The sequence below is a fragment of the Gordonia sp. NPDC003376 genome, from assembly GCF_053589235.1.
In genome coordinates, this window is sequence record NZ_JBSFRM010000025.1 from 55,566 (window position 1) to 73,111 (window position 17,546).

Here is a 17,546-nt window from a genome sequence, read left to right on the forward strand (position 1 = left end):
CGGGTCCTCGCCTGGCGGCTCGGTCCCGGCTCAACCATCCAAAGATGTTGTGGTAGTGAGATATTTAGCTCGCCACGTTGATCTATCTGCTTCTGAGGCATCCAAAGTGATTGTGGTAGTGCGGTGTTGAGTTGGTTACGGTGATTGAGCCGGTACCGAGCGTAGCGAGGCACCGTGTCGAAATCTCTGCTGCTCGACGTCGGAACCGGTTGCGGAAACCCTATTCCGGCAGCCGCTCCACGCCCATGCCCACCCGCTCCGGGACGTGCATCCGGGCGAAGGTACGGGCCAGGTCGCGGGGGATGCCCCGCCGGGTCGCGAGACTCACCGCCACCATCGTCGCGAACGCCAGGGGCACCGTCACCGCGGCGGGATAGCCGATGATGACGGCCGGCCATCCGCCGAGTGCCTCGTCGTCGATCACCCCGGCGATCGCCAGCGACGTCGCCAACCCCGACGACACCCCGCCGACGACGAGTCCGGAGATCGCGCCGGCCGGGGTGAGTCCCCGCCACCAGATCCCCAGGATCAGCAGCGGACACAGCGTCGACGCGGCGACCGCGAACACCAGACCCACCGTCCGTGACAGTTCCAGGGAGGTGGCGGCCAACGACAGGATCACCGGGATCACCCCGCCGATCACCGCGGCGATCCGGAAGTCTCGGATGCGTCCGGACAACACGTCCGTCGACAACGAGCCGGCCACGCTCACCAGCAGCCCCGACGACGTCGCGAGGAACGCCGCTATCGCCCCGGCTGCGACGAGCGCGCCGAGGAACTGCCCGGCGAACCCGCTGATCGCGGCCGACGGCAACAGCAGTACCGCGGCGTCGGCGGTCCCGGTGATGAGCAGTTGTGGCACATAGAGTCTCGCGAACACCCCGAGCAGCAGCGGGAACAGGTAGAACAGGCCGAGCAGGGCGATCACGGTGAGCGCGGTGCGGCGCGCGGTCCGCCCGTCGGGGTTGGTGTAGAACCGCACCAGCACATGCGGCAATCCCATCGTCCCCAGGAACGTGGCGATGATGATCGAATACACCTGGTACAGCGGATGGGCGCCACCCAGCCCGCCACCGGTGGAGATCCACGACGCCCCGGTCGTCGGTGCACCGGCGACGACCGGGGTGGCCGCGTCGGCGTCGAGGTGGATGACGGTGCCCTCGCCCAGCGTGTACGTGCCCGGGCGGCCGATGGCCGCGTCGACGACGGACCGGTCGTCGAGCACTCCGGTGACCCGGACCCCGTCGGTCTCGGTCACGGTGACCACCGTCGGGGTGGTCACGTCGACGGTCGTGGCCTGACCGACGTGCGGTGGCGCGGGCTCGCCGACCGGCTGCCGGTCGCCGAGGAACACCACCACGAGCGCCAGGGCGGGCACACCGATCGCGGTCAGTTTGAGCCAGTACTGGAAGGCCTGCACAAAGGTGATCGACCGCATTCCGCCGCCGACCACGTTCACCACCACGATCAGCCCCACCGCTACCGCGCCCACCCAGATCGGGACGCCGAGAAGGATGTTCAGGGTGAGTCCGGCACCCTGGAACTGCGGGATCAGATACAGCACGCAGACACACACCACGACGCACATCGCGGCCAACCGGGCCGGTCGCGACGACAACCGGAACTCGGTGAAGTCCGGGACCGTGTACGCACCGGAACGTCGCAGCGGTGCCGCCACGAACAACAGCAGACCCAGGTATCCCGCGGTGAATCCGACCGGATACCACAGTGCGTCGGCCCCGTACTTGGCGACGAGCCCGGCGACACCGAGAAATGATGCCGCCGAGAGGTATTCGCCGGAGATCGCGGCGGCATTCCAGCGCGAACCGACCGCGCGGGAGGCCACCAGGAAATCGGAGGTGGTGCGGGCGAACCGCCCGCCGTACGCGCCGATCACCAACGTCACGCCGGCGGCGAGCAGCAGTGCCATCCCGGTGAGTGCATCCGAGCCCGACATCAGCGGGGACCCTCGTCGTCGACGACGCCCATGAAGTCGCGTTCGGCCTGCTCGGCGAGTCGTACGTACAACCGGCCCGCCCCGTAGAGCACCGGATAGAGCAGCACTCCGAGGACCAACCAGGACAACCGGATTCCGACGACCGAGTACTCGACGAGGGTGGGGAACACCAGACCGGCCACCGGGATCAGCGCGATCAGCGCGGTCAGGCTCACCCCGAGGCGCAACGCCAGTCCGAGTTGGGCGCGCATCAGCCCGCGGACCAGGGCATCACCCACCTCGGTCTGCTCCTGGACCTCCACCCGGGTTCGCACCATTCGCGCACCGCGACGTCGCGCGAGGACGACGCGTTCGCGGTGCGGCTGCTCGGGTGGCCGGGTCATCCCCGATCGTCTCCGGATCGGTAGGAACGCATCGGATCCCGGATCAGCCGGTCCTTGAGTTCGCGGACCTGGCGTCGGCTCACCGGCAGTTCGGTGGCCTCCGAGGCGCCGTTGGCGCGCACGCACACCACCGTCCCCGATCCGGCGGTGCGTAACCCGGTGACCATCGGCAACGCCACCAGATACGACCGGTGGACCCGGGCGAAACCATGTTCCTGCCACCGTGATTCGAGGGTGGACAGCGGGATGCGCACCAGATGCGCGCCCTGCACCGAGTGTAGCCGGGCGTAGTCGCCGACGGCCTCCACCCAGGAGATGCTGTCGCGCCGCACCAGCGACGTCACGCCGCCGAGCTCGACAGGGATCACGTCGTCGTCGGGGCGGGTGGTCTCCGCGGGGGTCTCCGGTACCGGCGCCGACCGTGCGGCGGCGACCCGCTCCACGGCCTGCGCGAGCCGTTCGGTGCGCAGTGGTTTGAGCAGATAGTCGACCGCGCCCACCTCGAAGGCGTCCACCGCGCGGTCGTCGTGGGCGGTCACGAACACCACCGCGGGAGGTGAGCTGAGTTTGCCGAGCACCGTGGCCAATTCGATCCCCGACAGCCCGGGCATGTTGATGTCGAGGAACACCGCGTCGATCGGGTGGTCGTTGAGTTCGCGCAGGGCGTGGGTGGCGTCACCGGCCTGGTAGACCTGTCCGATCTCCGGGTGCCGATCGAGCAGGTAGGCGAGCTCGTCGAGGGCGGGCCGTTCATCGTCGACCGCGAGCACGGTGAGGGTCATCGTCGGTTCACTTCCATCCTCGTCACACCCGCACTCCAGCACGGAACTTCGGTACCCGCATGCCGACCTTGGTACCCGCTCCGATCCCGGTGTCGACCACAAGACCGTAGTCGTTGCCGAATGCCGCGCGCAGCCGATGGTCGACATTGGTCAGGCCCACATGTGCGCCCGACGACTCGCTGCGTGACTGTTCCGCGGGCGGGTCGAGGGCGTCGATGTCGCCGGACCGCAACAGTTCCGGGTCCATGCCGACGCCGTCGTCCTCGACGGTGATCACACAGTCCGATCCCTCGTCGCGGGCGATGATGGTGATGGTCCCGCCACCCTTGGCGGCCAGGCCGTGGCGGACGGCGTTCTCCACGAGCGGCTGCAGAGCAAGAAACGGCAGGACGACGCCGAGTACCTCGGGTGCCACCTGCAACCGCACCTCCAGGGACGGACCGAACCGGGCCCGCTCGAGGGTGAGATAGCGGTCGATGTTGCGCAGTTCGTCCGACAGCAGCGTGAACTCGCCGGCCGCGCGGAACGAGTAGCGGGTGAAGTCGGCGAAGTCGACGATCAGCTCGCGGGCCCGGTCGGGGTCGGTGCGGACGAACGACGCGATCGTGTTGAGTGCGTTGTAGATGAAGTGCGGGCTGATCTGGGCGCGCAGCGCGAGCACCTCGGCACGGTCGAGCCGGGCCCGGGATGCGTCGAGCTCGGCGAGCTCGATCTGGTTCGACACATACCGCGCGACCTCGGCGATGGCACCCAGCTTGCCCGGTCCGGGACGTCCCGCGGTGGCCACGACCAGCGCCCCGACGCCGGTGTCGTCGGCGATCAGGGGTTGCGCGATCAGTGCGCGCACGGGGGAGTCGGGTCCGCACGGATCGTTGACGAGCACGCGCCGCCCCCGTGTCACGGCGTCGGTGGCGGCGTCACCGGCCGCGTCGACGACCGGTTCGGCCCAGATCGGCGACTCGTCGGGATCGTGGGCGAGCAGCATCCCGGTGGCGTCGTAGAGTGCGACACCGTCGGCGGCGGTGAGCGAGCGCAGCGGTCCCAACGCGGTCCGCGCCGACTCCGCCGACAACCCACCACGCAACGACGTCGCCGCCTGCGACGCCGTGTGCAGTGCCTCGTGGACGGCGCGCTCGGTGGGGGTGGTCACCACTCGTCGGGTGCGGATCAGCACCACCAACCCGAGCACCACTCCCACGGCGACCACTGCGAGTGTCACCGCCAGACCGCTGGACATCGTTCCTCCTCGGCGTCCACTTCATGACGCCACTCCATCATTCCGTCTATCGGTCGGCTGATGCGCGATATCGATCGGAGTACGCGATCGGTATATTTCCGGCGTGCCGCGGTCGCGGCGAGGCGTGGGCCGGTAGGGCCCTGATGAAGAGGGGTGACGATGAGGGGACGGCTGTGGGGCACCATCGGGATGGTGGTGCTGGGTGCCACCGCACTCGCGGTGACGATGACCGGATGTGGGCAGCTGCCCTTCGGCAACGACGGTCCGCCGGTGTCGTCGGTGGCCGAGGGTGAGGACGCCGGCGGTGACGTGGACTTCGACGCCGCGATCGGCGACTGCGTCAAGCTGACCGGCAACAGTTTCAACGCCGAGATCGAGCACGCCGCCTGTGGGAAGGCGCCCGCGAACTATGTGGTGATCGCGAAGTCGCCGACCAAGGAGGCCTGCCCGTCGGACGCGGACTCCACGTACTACGTGACCCAGGGCGGTGAGCAGCAGGGTGCACTGTGTCTGGATCTGGACTGGGTGAAGGGTGAGTGCATGGCGGTACCGTCGTCGAGCCTCGGTGACGCCGAACATGTGGAGTGCACAGAGTCCGGCTCGGGGCTGACCACCGTCAGCCGCGTCCTCGCGATCATCCCGGGCACCATCGACGAGAACCGTTGTCCGGATGAGTCGACCCAGTACTACACCTACGAAGAGCGCAAGAAGCTGGTCTGCGTCGCCGAGGTCTGACCTGCCGGTGACGGCCCCGGCCGTCGGTCAATGGTGAAATGGTCACGTCCACAACCATTTTGCGACGTCGGATGGCGGCGGCCGAGGCGGTGTTCGTCCCACACGGTCCCGACTCGACCACCTGCTGGGAGATACGGCGGTCGGGTCGGGGTCGTTGGTTCACATGGGCACGGTGTGCGTGCCGAATGTGCGGCCGTGGTAGGTCAACGGGGACGCATCGGGATCGACCTCGAGATCGATCACCTCACCCAGCAGGATCTCGTGATCGCCCCCGGTGATGGTGCTCGCGACGCGACACGCGAGCCACACCGCATTGCCGTCGATCGACGGGACGTCGGCTCGCGGCCGCCAGCTGACGGTCCCGAACTTGTCGGCTCCCTTCGCAGCGAAACGCAGTGCGAGATCGTCCTGTTCGGCACTGAGGATGTTCACGCCGAACACTCCTGTGCGGCGGATGAGGGCCAGACAGTCGGAGGTCTGCGCCATCGAGACCGCGATCAGCTGCGGCTCGACGGACAACGACATCAAGGCGCTGACCGTGGTGCCGTGCGGGCGGTCGTCGTCCATCGCGGTGATCACGCTGACCGGCGCGCACAGATGCGCCATGGCCTCACGGAACCCGTTGTCGAGGGCTGGTGTTGTGATGCTCATCGGGACGTCTCCTGAAAGGGATGCGGGCGATCAGGCGGAGATCCCGGTCTCTGCCCAGAATCGTTCGAACGACGAGGGCACGATGTCGGTGCCCCTGGTGACCTTTCCGTTCGAGAACCGGTGGGTCATCACCATGGTGATGTCGAGTTCTCGGTCGCCGAGCCGGCGGTAGGCACGCACGTTCGCGGTGACCAGTTCGTCGCCGATCACCTCGCAGTGGACGACCTCGTTGCGGGACTCGTCGAGGTCGGCCAGCACACCGAACGCCTCGAGGAACTCCGCCTTGCTGTAGAGACGCTGGGTGCCCTCGAGGGTGAATCCGGCCCACGTCATCGTGTCGTCGTACAGGTTCACCAGCGGCATCGGGTCACCGGCGTCGGCGGCGGCGAATGCGTCCTTGAGGGCCTGTGCGTTCTGCTCGCTCATCTGTTGACTTCCTCCCAATCGGTGCGAGATCCGGGTGATCTCTGTGGTGCCGATCACTCTCCGGCATGTCGGCGGGGCGTTGAACCGTCGGACTACGTGATCTTCGACGGTTCACGCGGGCGCCGGCCGAATTCGACATCCGTGCTGGTCGCGGCCTTGTCGCCGAGGTGGCACGGTGGTGTGGAGAGCATCATGGCGGGTCGGTCTGACACATCTTGACCACCACGGTTGCGCCGTTCGCATCCACGATGGAAAGTGACGTGGATCTCTTTGATGGAGGTGTCGTGAACGCAGACGAATGGTCCGAGATCCGGAGATGCCACGCCGAGGGCGAGTCGATCAAGGGGATCGCCGAGCGCCTGGCGATGTCGCGCAACACGGTGCGCAGGGCATTGGCGCTCTCGGCCCCGCCGGAGGACCATCGTCGCCGGCGCGGCTCGGTGACCGACGACGTCGACACCCGAATCCGTGATCTCCTGGCCGACTCGCCGGATATGAGCATCGCCGATATCGGACGGCGATTGCAGTGGAAACACTCGCGGACCGTGCTCGCACGGCGGGTCCGCGCCATCCGAGAAGAGATGGACACCGCCCATCCGGCCTCGGCGAGCGCCGGCGTCGCCCTGCCGCAGCAGGCGACGAGCTTCGTGGGCCGGCGTGAGGAACTGAGACTGCTCCGCGGGCTCCTCGGGGACCACCGGCTGATCACGGTCACCGGCTCCGGCGGGATGGGGAAGACCAGACTGGCGACCCAGGCGGCCTGGGAATTCCGAAGGGCATTCGCCGACGGCGTCCGCTTCATCGGGTTCTCGTCCGTACGCGGCGATCACCTTCTCGCGCAGACCGTGTGCGACGCACTGGGACTGGACAACCGCGATGCCGCGGGTCAGTCCGCGGAGAGCTCGCTGCTGGACCATCTGCAGCACAAGCGAATGCTCCTGGTACTCGACAACTGTGAACACGTCGTCGACGGTGCAGCCGAGCTGATCGGCCGGATACTGGAGTCCACCAAAGGGATTCGGATCATTGCGACGTCCCGCGAATACCTTGCGTTGTCGGGCGAGTACGTCTTCGGCCTCCAGTCGCTGCCGACCCACGACCAGGGGTCCGGAGCGATCGAGTTGTTCGTCCGTCGCGCCGACGCGGTGCTGTCCGGGTTCGACGTCGACGACGACAATGTCGATGACATCCGACGGATCTGCGAGCGGCTCGACGGGGTACCGCTGGCCATCGAACTCGCCTGTACCCGGTTGACGCTGCTGTCCGTCCACGATCTGGCCGGGCTGCTCGACAGTCGGGTGCTCTCGGTGAGCCGGGGATCCCGCGATCGTGTGTCCCGGCATCGCAGCCTTCAGGCGACGATCGCGTGGAGCCATGAACTGTGCAGTGCACCCGAACAGGAGCTGTGGGCCGCCTTGTCGGTCTTCGTCGACGGGTTCGATCTCGATGCCGCGCGTGCGGTGTGCGCAGTTCCCGCGGAGGGCTCGTCGGGAATCGATGACGATGACATCACCGACGCGATGACGGCCTTGGTGTCGAAGTCGGTGGTGCTGCGCGAGACCGCCGACGGCCGGGTGCGGTTCCGGATGCTGGAGTCGATCCGCGAGTACGGCGCAGCGGATCTCACCGCCCAGCAACGCCATCGGACGATGATCCGCTTCATCGACTGGGCGCTCGGGATCATCCGGGAGTCCGCCCGGCAGTGGTGTGGCCCCAGGCAACTCGAATGCGCCGACGCGGTCCGCCGCAACCGCGGAAACCTCAGGGCCGCAATCCACCTGGCGCTGACCGATGTCACGTTGCGTCCCTACGTGTCCGCCGTGGCGGAGACCCTCGGCTCGGCACCGTTCCTCTGGGCGTGCGGAATCGGCATCCGGGAACACCGGATGTGGATGACACAGATCCTCGACCTCCCCGACATCGACTCCGTCGTGTTCGGGCGGCTCCTCGGGGTGCTGGGACTGGTCCAGACCTTGCAGGGTGACCGGGATTCGGCGGAGTTCACCCTACGACGTGCCGCCGAGATCGCCGACGCGGGCAATGATCGTCAGACCGCGGTGTTCGTGGTGCATCTCAGCGGTCTCAAGGCGTACTTCGCCGGTGACTTCGAGCGAGCCGAGACGCTGTTCGACACGGCGGCCGAGGGCTACCGGACGCTGGGGACGGGCTCGGAGAAGACGGCGATGCTGCGCATCCATCAGGGAATGCTGTTCGCGTCGATCCTCGATGTGCAGGCTGCTGCCGCGGTCTTCGGGGAGGTGTACGAGGATTCCATGGCGGCCGGCGACACTTGGTTCAGGTCCTATGCGACATATGGATTGGGTCTGGCGGCGTGGCTCGCCGGCGACCACGAGTCGGCAGAACGACTGGCCCGGGAAGCACTCGGGGGGCACCGCGCATTCGACGACATGGTGGGCACCACCCTCATGACCGACCTTCTGGGTTGGTCGTTGACGGGGCTCGGACGTGCGGAGGCGGAGAAGGCGGCGGTGCTGTTGGGTGCCGCGTCCACCATCTGGGGGAGCTTCGGGCAACAGCTGTACGGCTCCGAGCACTGGAATTCGCTGCGGTGTACGGCGCTTGATGCCGCTCACGCACAGCTGTCGCGGGCGTCGTTCACCGCGGCCTGGGATCGGGGGCGGGCGATGTCGAGTACCGAACTACTGGACTTCGTGTTCGGTGGCCCGGAACGGTCATCTGCCGACGACACGACCGACCATCCTGTGCTGCACCGGCTGTCGCCCCGAGAGGAAGAGGTCGCGGAGATGGTCGCGGCCGGGATGACGAACCGCGAGATCGCCGAGCGTCTCGTGCTGTCGGTGCGGACCGTCGAAGGGCATGTCGAGCATGTTCTGCGGAAGTTGTGCGTGGAGCGTCGGGCCGAGGTGGCCGGGGCACTGTGAACGATGGCGGCCCGGCGACCTCGCGTTGTGGCGCACGGTCGCCGGGCCGACACGGTGATCACACCTTGCTCATCGCCCCGGCGTCGATCGGGAGGGCCACACCGGTGACATACCGGGTGGCATCGGAGGCCAACCACACCACCGCGGCCGAGATGTCGGACGGCTCGAGCCAGGGGATCGGGAGCAGATTCATCCCGGTCTGACACGCGTCACGGAAGTCGTCATGGGTGGGGTGTTCCAGATCGGGACGGAACAACCGGTACATGTCCTCGTGGTCGATCATGTCGGTCAGCACCGAGCTCGGGTGAATCGAATTGCAGCGGATGCTGTGTGCACTCAGCTCGTTGGCCGCGGTCCGGGCCAGCCCGGTCACCCCGTGCTTGGCGGCGACGTAGTGGGCGAAGTTCGGGAAGCCCTGCAGGCCACCGGTCGAGCTGATCAGGATGATCGACCCGCCCTCGCCCTGCGCGATCAGATGGGGGACGGTGGCGCGCATGGTTTTCCACACACCGCTGAGGTTGATGGCGATCATCTCGTCCCACTGCTCCTCGGTCAGTTCGTGGAGCGGAGCCGACGAGAAGATGCCCGCATTCGCCACAACAGTGTCCAGCCGGCCCAACTCGGCGATACCGGCGGCGACGGCGTCCTCGAGCTGTGCGAGTTCACGCACGTCGACGACGGCCGTGTGGGCGCGACGCCCGGCCTTCTCGATGTGGCGGGCGGTCTCGTCGAGTTCGTCCGGTGTGCTCCCCCGGTAGGTGGTGGTGGCGGGCTTGGCGCAGATGTCGAGGGCGATGACATCGGCGCCCTCCTCGGCGAGACGGATCGCATGGGAACGGCCCTGGCCGCGTGCGGCGCCGGTGACGAGGGCGACCTTGCCTTCGAGTGACTTCATCGGGATTCCTCCAGTGGTCGGGTCATATCGAGAATCGTTCGGATGTGGGCAGTCAGATGTGGTCAGTCAGAAGGGCTCTACGCGTTGGCATATCCCGGGATGATGGCCGGTGCGGCCTCCACCAGCGTGACGCGATCGATCAGCGCATGCTGGGTGGCGACGGCGGCGTCCCGGACGCACCGGCCCAGCGCGCTCGGAACGCGAACGGTGGCACTGCCCGCCCAGCGGTGAGCGAATGTCACGACGTCGCCGGCGACCTCCTGAACCCAGGTGGCGGCCTGGCGCATCCGCGCACGCTGCTCGTCGTCCAGGGCGATCCCGGCGTCGACGGTGGCCTGCGCGTCACCGAACACCTCGTACACAAAGGCCTGCGCCGCACGGAACTGCGCCTCGTGGCGGGCGAAGTCGATTCGGAAGAGGTCGGAGTCACCCACCGGCCCGTCGTATCCCGGGCGGATCTTGCCCGCGGTGATCCGGGCGATCTCCTCCAGGGCGCGCTGCGCGAGACCCAGGGCGACCGGTGCGTGACCGCCGACACCGATGCCGAAAAGGCCGAGTTGGTAGACGGTTTCGGGACGCACCGGCACCGTGGAGAATGTCTCCATGGTGAAGCGCTCGGGGACGAACACATCGGCGACCCGGTAGTCGTAGGAACCGGTTCCGACCAACCCCATCACGTTCCAGTTGCCCTGGAACTCCACCTGATCACGCGGGATGAACGAGATGCGCATCTCGGGTTCACCGTTGGCGTCGAGGACCGGGTCGCCGGCCTCGTCGTAGACCACGAAACCGGCACCGATGTGCGTGGCGTGGGCCGATCCGCTGGCGAACTGGAAGCGACCGGACACCCGGAATCCACCCCCGACGCGGACCCCTCGGCCGGTGGGCACGATCATGCCCGCGGTGATCGCCTTGTGGGGTCCGTCCCACAGCTCCGCGGCGCCGGGCGTCGGCATGAATCCGACGGCCACGGCCGTGCTGCAGGAGTTGGCCATGAAGGCCCATCCGGTGGAGCCGTCCGCCCGCGACAGTTCCTGGATGACCTTGAACGCGGTGACGATATCGGCACCGGCGCCGCCGTACTCCTGCGGAACCAGCATCCAGAACAGGCCCGAATCCTTGAGCGCCTCGACGACGGGTGCCGTGATCGTCGTGGTCTTCTCGATCTCGTCGGCCTCGCGTTCGACGATGGTCGCGACCGCGACGGCACGCTCGAGGAGGTCGGTACGAAGGTCGGACGCTGCGGCCGGTGCGAGCGGGGCGGTGATGGTCATGCGATGTCCTTCAGACGATGCGGATATGATGTGAGTCACATTCCCGCATCCCTGGTGCCCGCCGCAGCGGGGACATTACGTGGTCCGGTACGTGGTCACCCCGGACACGGATGCCCGACACCGCATACGGATGCCCGACACCGCACCTGGACATCGGGGTCCGGACACGGAAAGATCCCGTACCGGAAAGTCTTCCGGTACGGGGCCTCTCTGGTTCATCGGTCAGTTGGCGTTGTCGCGCAGCTCCCGCCGCAGGATCTTGCCGGTGACGGTCTTCGGCAGTTCGCCGACGACGTCGATCTGGCGGGGGTACTTGTAGGCGGCGAGTTGGTCTTTGCAGTAGGCGATCAGCTCGTCGGGGTCTACTGTTTGGCCTTCGCGCAGTGAGACATACGCTTTGACCGTTTCGCCGCGGTACTCGTCGGGCACACCGACCACCGCTGCCTCGCGCACCGCCGGGTGCGTGTAGAGGACGTCCTCGACCTCGCGTGGCCACACCTTGTAGCCGGAGGCGTTGATCATGTCCTTCTTGCGGTCGACGACGTAATACCAGCCGTCGGCATCCATGAATCCGACGTCTCCGGTGTGCAGGGCTCCACCGGGGATCGATTTCGCCGTGGCCTCCGGCTTGTTCCAATACCCGGGAACCACTTGGGGTCCCGACGTCAGGAACTCGCCGACCTCCCCGACGGGCACGTCGTCGCCGTTCTCGTCGACGATGCGGACGACGGTGTTGAACACGGGGACGCCGACCGAGAGCGCACCGGAGACCGGGTCGACCGGGGCGCGCATCCCGAGCGGTACGGCGTGTGACGGCGAGTTGGTCTCGGTCAGCCCGTAGATGTTGTGGATGTAGGCGCCGAAGACCTGCTCGAGGCGATCCCCGACAGCGGGCGCGATGGGTGCCCCACCCGAGTAGAGCACACGAAGGCTGGTGAAGTCGTCGGGGGTGGCGCCGGGTGCGGCTGCGAGGGCGTTGAAGGCGGTGATCGCGCCGATGGTGAACACCGGCTTGTGCTCGCGGATGGCGTCGAGCATGACCGCCGGATCGAAGCGGTGGGCGAGGATCAGCGGCGCGCGGGTCAGCATCGCGAACATGACGTGCCCGACGAGACCGGTGATGTGGAACAGGGGTGCGATCCCGAGGATGGGTTCGCCGGGTTTGAGTCCGGTCCAGTCCCGGTAGGTCTGGGCGTTGAACGCGAAGTTCCCGTGGGTGTTCATGGCACCCTTGGGATTTCCCGTGGTGCCGGACGTGTAGGCGAGGACCGCGACGTCGTCGGCGGTCAGCGTCACGGGCGGCACGGCGGCACCCGCGTCGTGGTCGATGACGGTGACCAGATCGAGGGTGCCCTCGGGATGGGTGCGGGTCAGCCCGGCGAACAGTCGCTCGTCGTCGCGGGTCTGGAAATCCAGTGCCGAGCAGGTGATCACCGTGTGCACCGAGCCGGCGCCGGAATCGATCACCGGTTTGGCGACGTCGGTGTAGAGGTCGTCGAGGGTCAGCAGCGCGACGGCTCCGGAGTCGCCGAGTAGATAGGTGAGCTCGCGGGCCTTGTTCATCGGGTTGATCGCGACAGCGGTGCCGCCGGCCTTCCAGGCGGCGACCATGCCGATGACGAAGGCCGGGTTGTTCTGCACGTAGAGCGCGAGGCGGTCGCCGTCGCGGAATCCTCGGTCGCGCAGAATGACTGCGACTGCTCGTGCGGCGCGGTCGACGTCGGCGAAGGTCAGGTTGCCGTCGAAGTACTGCAGGAACACCTCGTCGGGGCTCGCGGTGACCGCGGCATCGAAGACGTCGAGTGCGGTGACGTACTCGACGGTGATGTCGGCGGGGGTGCCCTGCGGGTAGCGGGCCAGCCACGGCCGGTCGGCATAGACGGAGGTGGTCGTGCTCACTTGATCACCACCGGGTTGACCGGGGAGCCGCTGGCGTTGTGGATCTTGAGCGGTGCAGCGACATAGAAGAACTCGTAGACGCCGTCCTCGGCGCAGTCGGCTGCCAGCTTCTCCAGGTCGCAGATCTCGGTGAACGCGATACCCAGGTTGCGCATCAGGGCGTTGTGCAGCACCAGCGCCACACCGTTGTTCGGGTCGTGGGTGATCTCGTTGGCGATCGTGTCGGTCACCAGGTTGGGGATCTCCTTGTTCTGGAACCACTTCACCAGTTCCTCGGAGTACACCAGGCCGGGCTCGCAGAAGTCGCCGTAGAAGCCCTCCTCGTCGCGGAAGAACAGCTCGAGGTGGTTGGTGCGGATGATCAGGATGTCACGCGGACGGATCTCGATTCCTTGTGCGGCGGCGCACTTCTCGAGATCGGTGTGGTCGAAGGTCTCACGCGGGCCGAGGCACTCGACGCCGCGGTGGCGGGCCATGTCGAGCAGGATCGCGCGGCCGGCGATGCCCCGCTCGGCGATCGGCTCGACGCTGGCCTTGTCCAGGCCACCGATGGTGGTGCGGGCGTCGTAGCCGTTCCAGATCTTGCCGTCGTACCAGACGTGACCCAGCGCGTCGTACTGCGTGGAACCCTGCAGGAAGGCGTTGATCTTGTCGTCGGCGTAGTGCAGGCCGCCGGGGAAGGCCGGGCCGTCGCCACCGTCGTCCCAGTGGGACTCGTCGAGGATCATCTCGCGGGTGGCGGGGCTACGGCCCGGCCACACCGGGTCGCCGTTCGGGTCGCCGATGAGGCGCTGCAGCGTGAAGAGTGCGCCCTTGCGGATCAGCGATGCGCCGGCGAGGACCTGTTCGGCGGTGAGGTAGTTGAGGCTGCCGACCTCGTCGTCGGGGCCCCACTTGCCCCAGTTGCTGGGGGACTCGGCAAGCAGGTCGGTGAGCTCGGGAACGTCGTGCGAGGTGGTCATGGTGCGTATGCCTCCGAGATGCGGTGAATCGGGTCTGAACAGTTCGAGCGATCGTTCGGCTCTCGTTCAGTGAGATGAGGATCACAGACTTCTGGGGATACGTCAAGTGCCTGCACCGGGGCGATTCGGCGCAGGTTCTCGGAGGGAGTGTTCAGTCCGGTCTGTTCAGTCTGGCCGAACTCGGTGATGCATCATCGCCAGTGCCAGATCCGCGTACTCGGCGGCGACGTCGGCCGCGGTCTGCGGTCCGGTGGGGGAGAACCAGTAGGGCATGGCGATGCACATGGTGGCCACGGCCCGGGCGGTGCTGTGCGGGGTCCGGGTGGCGAAGTCCCCGGCCGCGACAGCCGCGGCTGCCGCGCGGTCGAGGCGATGCTGCACCGCGCGCCGGGTGTCGGCCACGCGAGAGCGGTCGGGTTCCTCGAGACTGCGCATCTCGGTGGCCACGATGAAGGCGAGGTCGCGCCGCTGGGCCTGGCACAGTGCCAAGGCCTCCACCATGTTCGAGAAACCTGTGACCGGATCGTCGGTTTCGGTTGCGGCAGCATCCATCCGCCAGTTCAGGTCGTCGAGCATGGCGTCGAAGAGGGCGACCAACAGGTGCTGTTTGCTGCGGTGGTGGTGATAGATCCCGGCGACGCTGATCCCGGCAGCGGTGGCCACCAGCCGCATCGTCGCACCGTGATAGCCGGTCTCGGTGAACACCTCGACGGCCGCCGCCAGGACGGGGTCGAGGTCGAGGGCGTCGAAGTGCCGCCAGTTGGCGTCGGCGGTCTCGGGCCGGGGACGCGGCGCGGGGGCGCCGGCATCGAACGTCAACAGTTCCGGGGCGCCGACACCGAGCGCCTCGGCGATCGCGGTGAGCCGATCAACCGTGACGGCCACCTTGTCGTTCTCGATGGCACTCATGGTGCCGACGCTCACGCCGAGTCGCCCGGCGAGGTCGCGCAGGGTGATCCCGGCGTTCTCCCGGGAGCGGCGCACGGCTGCGCCGACCGCATCGCGTTCAGCCACGCTGAACAACATACGGGACACCGGGCGGGTCTGTCGGGTTTCCGTGACAGAGGAGCGTCCGACTTCGTACACTCACGCACGCGATGTCGAACCCACCTGAGACCCCTGCTCCGCCGCCCCCCGGGCACGGTCACCGCCTGCATCTCGAGGCGGGGACCGCATTGGGGATGTTCGAGCACACGCTCGCTCGGCGGCCCGACGACATCGCGATCGACTACTTCGATCTGACCCTCACCTGGGCGCAGCTCGACCGTGCGTCCACGACACTCGCCGGACTGTTGGTCGCCCGCGGATTCGTGGCCGGCGACCGACTGGCCTTGCTCCTGCAGAACGACCCGGCGTTCGTCATCGGATTGCTGGCGACCTGGAAGGCTGGTGGGATCGCCGCGCTGATCAGTCCCATGTCGACCGCGGCGGAGTTGCGGGCGCGGTTCGCCGAGTACGGTCCGACCGCGCTCATCGCACTCGACCATCTCTACCTCGACCGTGCCCGCGAGGCGCTCGCCGACGGCACCACCGGCGTGAACATCGTGCTGACCGTCTCGCCGCTGGATGGCCAGACGGTCCCCGATCCGCGACTGTTCGCCGACGCCCGGCGCCGGTCCGTCCACGACACCGTCGACCTCGTGGCGCTCGTGCGGACCGCCCTCGTCGACCCGACCGGGCTGCCCGAACTCCCCGTCCGACCCCTCAGTCCCCTCGACACCGCGGTGCTGTTGTCGACGTCGGGTACCACGGGTCCCCCCAAGGCCGCGCAGATCACGCACGCCAACCTGGTGTTCAGTGCGCAGGTCTACCGCGACTGGACCGGTGCGGCCGGCACCGGTGCGGTGCTCGGGGCGTCGCCGCTGTTCCACGTCACCGGCCTGGTCGGTGGCGCCATGCTCTCGATGCTGGCCGGTGTGCCGCTGATTCTCACGCATCGGTTCCATCCGCAGGTGATCGTGGATGCGATCCGACGACGGCGTCCTGGGTTCGTGGTAGCGGTGATCACCGCCTTCATCGCGCTCGCCGACGAATCCGATGCCACCCCCGAGGATCTCGCGTCCCTGCGGTTCCGGTTGTCCGGCGGCGCGCCGATCGGTCCGGATACCGAAGAGCGACTCGCCGACCGCCTCGGCGGGTACATCCACAATGTGTACGGGCTCACCGAGACCACGTCACCGACACTGCTGGTGCCCTTCGGCCAGACCGCACCGATCGATCCCGAGACCGGGGTGTTGTCGGTGGGGCGGCCCGCATCCGACACCGAGGTCCGTATCGTCGACGACACGGGCATCGACCTGCCGGTGGGCGGGATCGGGGAGTTGGTGATCTCCGGCCCCCAGGTGGTGCGGGGCTACTGGCACAATCCAGTCGCGACCGCCGAGGCATTCACCGGAACCGGTTTGCGTACCGGAGACATCGGATTCCGCGACGTCGACGGCTGGTACTACGTGATCGACCGGAAGAGCGCGTTGATCAATGCGTCCGGGTACAAGGTGTGGCCACACGAGGTGGAGCGGGTTCTGTGCACCCATCCGGCCGTCGTCGAGGCCGCAGTGGTCGGCATCCCCGACGAGTACCGCGGCGAGTCGGTCAAGGCCGTGGTGGTGATCACCGAGCCCGGTGCGGTCACCGAGGCCGAGCTGATGGAGTACTGCCGACAGAACCTGGCGGCCTACAAGTACCCACGCGAGGTGGAACTGGTCGGGGCATTGCCCCGAACCGCAACCGGAAAGCTGTTGCGCCGTAAGTTGTTGTGAGCGTTCGGTCGACTCAGCCTGCCACGGGTACAACCCCTTTCGGTGGTTGAGCCGGGACCGAGCAGCGCGAGGACCCGTGTCGAAACCCGGTGAGCCGGCGATGTCGGTGATCACCGCGAACAGGGCGGCTGGGTTCCGGGCCCGGCCGGCGGAGGTTTCGACACGTCTCGTCGCTACGCTCCTCGTCGGCTCAACCAGCAACGGCGGCAACCTTGTTCGGTGGTTGAGTCGGGACCGAGCATCGCGAGGACCCGTGTCGAAACCTCGGTAGCCCACCCTGGGTCCTACGGACGCGGGGGTTTCGGCTCAACCACTGTGTGGTGGTTGATGTTCGGTGGTTGAGCCGGGACCGAGCATCGCGAGGACCCGTGTCGAAACCCGGTGAGCCGGCGACGTCGGTGATCACCGCGAACAGGGCGGCTGGGTTCCGGGCCCGGCCGGCGGAGGTTTCGACACGTCTCGTCGCTACGCTCCTCGTCGGCTCAACCAGCAACGGCGGCAACCTTGTTCGGTGGTTGAGTCGGGGTCAACGGTGATGCTCGCGCCGGCGAGTTCGGCCGGCGGAGGTTTCGACACGTCTCGTCGCTACGCTCCTCATCGGCTCAACCAGCAACGGCGGCAACCTTGTTCGGTGGTTGAGCCGGGACCGAGCATCGCGAGGACCCGTGTCGAAACCTCGTGAC

14 protein-coding genes are annotated in these 17,546 nt (G+C 67.5%); 3 read left to right on the forward strand and 11 right to left on the reverse strand.

Annotation, left to right across the window (positions count from 1 at the left end):
- Window positions 1–220 precede the first annotated feature (220 nt).
- From ACWDUA_RS20740 to ACWDUA_RS20755, 4 genes are read right to left on the reverse strand one after another with little or no spacing between them, the layout of a single operon-like run.
- The gene (locus tag ACWDUA_RS20740; RefSeq protein WP_449752894.1) at window positions 221–1,957 is read right to left on the reverse strand and encodes a sodium/solute symporter; all 1,737 of its coding nucleotides are present in this window, start codon (window positions 1,955–1,957) and stop codon (window positions 221–223) included.
- Window positions 1,957–2,340 (reverse strand): hypothetical protein, encoded by a 384-nt coding sequence (locus ACWDUA_RS20745; protein ID WP_449752895.1) that lies wholly within the window; start codon window positions 2,338–2,340, stop codon window positions 1,957–1,959. The genes ACWDUA_RS20740 and ACWDUA_RS20745 overlap by 1 nt, the downstream gene beginning before the upstream one ends.
- A complete protein-coding gene (locus tag ACWDUA_RS20750; RefSeq protein WP_449752896.1) occupies window positions 2,337–3,122 on the reverse strand; it encodes a LytR/AlgR family response regulator transcription factor in 786 nt (261 codons plus the stop codon). The genes ACWDUA_RS20745 and ACWDUA_RS20750 overlap by 4 nt, the downstream gene beginning before the upstream one ends.
- A 22-nt stretch (window positions 3,123–3,144) precedes the next feature.
- Window positions 3,145–4,359 carry a sensor histidine kinase gene (locus ACWDUA_RS20755; protein ID WP_449752897.1) on the reverse strand — a complete coding sequence of 405 codons (1,215 nt, stop codon included), beginning with the start codon at window positions 4,357–4,359 and terminating at the stop codon, window positions 3,145–3,147.
- A gap of 159 nt (window positions 4,360–4,518) precedes the next feature.
- On the opposite strand from ACWDUA_RS20755, the gene lppU reads away from it, so the two are divergent.
- Window positions 4,519–5,094: an LppU family putative lipoprotein gene (gene lppU, locus ACWDUA_RS20760; RefSeq protein ID WP_449752898.1), complete on the forward strand. Its 576-nt coding sequence runs from the start codon at window positions 4,519–4,521 to the stop codon at window positions 5,092–5,094.
- A gap of 159 nt (window positions 5,095–5,253) precedes the next feature.
- Here the strand turns inward: lppU and ACWDUA_RS20765 are convergent, their stop codons facing one another.
- Window positions 5,254–5,745 carry a flavin reductase family protein gene (locus tag ACWDUA_RS20765; protein ID WP_449752899.1) on the reverse strand — a complete coding sequence of 164 codons (492 nt, stop codon included), beginning with the start codon at window positions 5,743–5,745 and terminating at the stop codon, window positions 5,254–5,256.
- Between the two features lie 30 nt (window positions 5,746–5,775).
- On the reverse strand, window positions 5,776–6,171 hold the full coding sequence (locus ACWDUA_RS20770) for a nuclear transport factor 2 family protein (protein ID WP_449752900.1): 396 nt from the start codon (window positions 6,169–6,171) through the stop codon (window positions 5,776–5,778).
- Window positions 6,172–6,455: 284 nt separating this feature from the next.
- Between ACWDUA_RS20770 and ACWDUA_RS20775 the strand changes: the two genes are divergently transcribed.
- A complete protein-coding gene (locus tag ACWDUA_RS20775) occupies window positions 6,456–9,074 on the forward strand; it encodes an ATP-binding protein (protein ID WP_449752901.1) in 2,619 nt (872 codons plus the stop codon).
- Window positions 9,075–9,132: 58 nt separating this feature from the next.
- On the opposite strand, the gene ACWDUA_RS20780 is transcribed toward ACWDUA_RS20775, so the two are convergent.
- The 5 genes from ACWDUA_RS20780 to ACWDUA_RS20800 form a co-directional block, all read right to left on the reverse strand.
- Window positions 9,133–9,969, reverse strand: a complete 837-nt coding sequence (locus tag ACWDUA_RS20780) for a mycofactocin-coupled SDR family oxidoreductase (RefSeq protein ID WP_449752902.1) — start codon at window positions 9,967–9,969, stop codon at window positions 9,133–9,135.
- Window positions 9,970–10,046: 77 nt separating this feature from the next.
- Window positions 10,047–11,243: an acyl-CoA dehydrogenase family protein gene (locus ACWDUA_RS20785; protein WP_449752903.1), complete on the reverse strand. Its 1,197-nt coding sequence runs from the start codon at window positions 11,241–11,243 to the stop codon at window positions 10,047–10,049.
- 222 nt (window positions 11,244–11,465) lie between these two features.
- The gene (locus ACWDUA_RS20790) at window positions 11,466–13,142 is read right to left on the reverse strand and encodes a class I adenylate-forming enzyme family protein (RefSeq protein WP_449752904.1); all 1,677 of its coding nucleotides are present in this window, start codon (window positions 13,140–13,142) and stop codon (window positions 11,466–11,468) included.
- A complete protein-coding gene (locus ACWDUA_RS20795; protein WP_449752905.1) occupies window positions 13,139–14,104 on the reverse strand; it encodes a cyclase family protein in 966 nt (321 codons plus the stop codon). Before ACWDUA_RS20795 ends, ACWDUA_RS20790 begins: the two co-directional genes overlap by 4 nt.
- A 165-nt stretch (window positions 14,105–14,269) precedes the next feature.
- Complete coding sequence (locus ACWDUA_RS20800) at window positions 14,270–15,118, reverse strand: TetR family transcriptional regulator (RefSeq protein WP_449752906.1); 849 nt, start codon at window positions 15,116–15,118, stop codon at window positions 14,270–14,272.
- Between the two features lie 83 nt (window positions 15,119–15,201).
- Between ACWDUA_RS20800 and ACWDUA_RS20805 the strand changes: the two genes are divergently transcribed.
- Entirely contained in the window at window positions 15,202–16,863 is a 1,662-nt protein-coding gene (locus tag ACWDUA_RS20805) for a class I adenylate-forming enzyme family protein (protein WP_449752907.1), read from the forward strand.
- The last annotated feature ends 683 nt before the right edge of the window (window positions 16,864–17,546 follow it).

What these genes read in the sequence shown, in the direction of transcription:
- ACWDUA_RS20740 (WP_449752894.1), bottom strand. Translation starts at nt 1,957, where the DNA reads ATGTCGGGCTCGGATGCACTCACCGGGATGGCACTGCTGCTCGCCGCC.
- ACWDUA_RS20745 (WP_449752895.1), bottom strand. Translation starts at nt 2,340, where the DNA reads ATGACCCGGCCACCCGAGCAGCCGCACCGCGAACGCGTCGTCCTCGCG.
- ACWDUA_RS20750 (WP_449752896.1), bottom strand. Translation starts at nt 3,122, where the DNA reads ATGACCCTCACCGTGCTCGCGGTCGACGATGAACGGCCCGCCCTCGAC.
- ACWDUA_RS20755 (WP_449752897.1), bottom strand. Translation starts at nt 4,359, where the DNA reads ATGTCCAGCGGTCTGGCGGTGACACTCGCAGTGGTCGCCGTGGGAGTG.
- lppU (WP_449752898.1), top strand. Translation starts at nt 4,519, where the DNA reads ATGAGGGGACGGCTGTGGGGCACCATCGGGATGGTGGTGCTGGGTGCC.
- ACWDUA_RS20765 (WP_449752899.1), bottom strand. Translation starts at nt 5,745, where the DNA reads ATGAGCATCACAACACCAGCCCTCGACAACGGGTTCCGTGAGGCCATG.
- ACWDUA_RS20770 (WP_449752900.1), bottom strand. Translation starts at nt 6,171, where the DNA reads ATGAGCGAGCAGAACGCACAGGCCCTCAAGGACGCATTCGCCGCCGCC.
- ACWDUA_RS20780 (WP_449752902.1), bottom strand. Translation starts at nt 9,969, where the DNA reads ATGAAGTCACTCGAAGGCAAGGTCGCCCTCGTCACCGGCGCCGCACGC.
- ACWDUA_RS20785 (WP_449752903.1), bottom strand. Translation starts at nt 11,243, where the DNA reads ATGACCATCACCGCCCCGCTCGCACCGGCCGCAGCGTCCGACCTTCGT.
- ACWDUA_RS20795 (WP_449752905.1), bottom strand. Translation starts at nt 14,104, where the DNA reads ATGACCACCTCGCACGACGTTCCCGAGCTCACCGACCTGCTTGCCGAG.
- ACWDUA_RS20805 (WP_449752907.1), top strand. Translation starts at nt 15,202, where the DNA reads ATGTCGAACCCACCTGAGACCCCTGCTCCGCCGCCCCCCGGGCACGGT.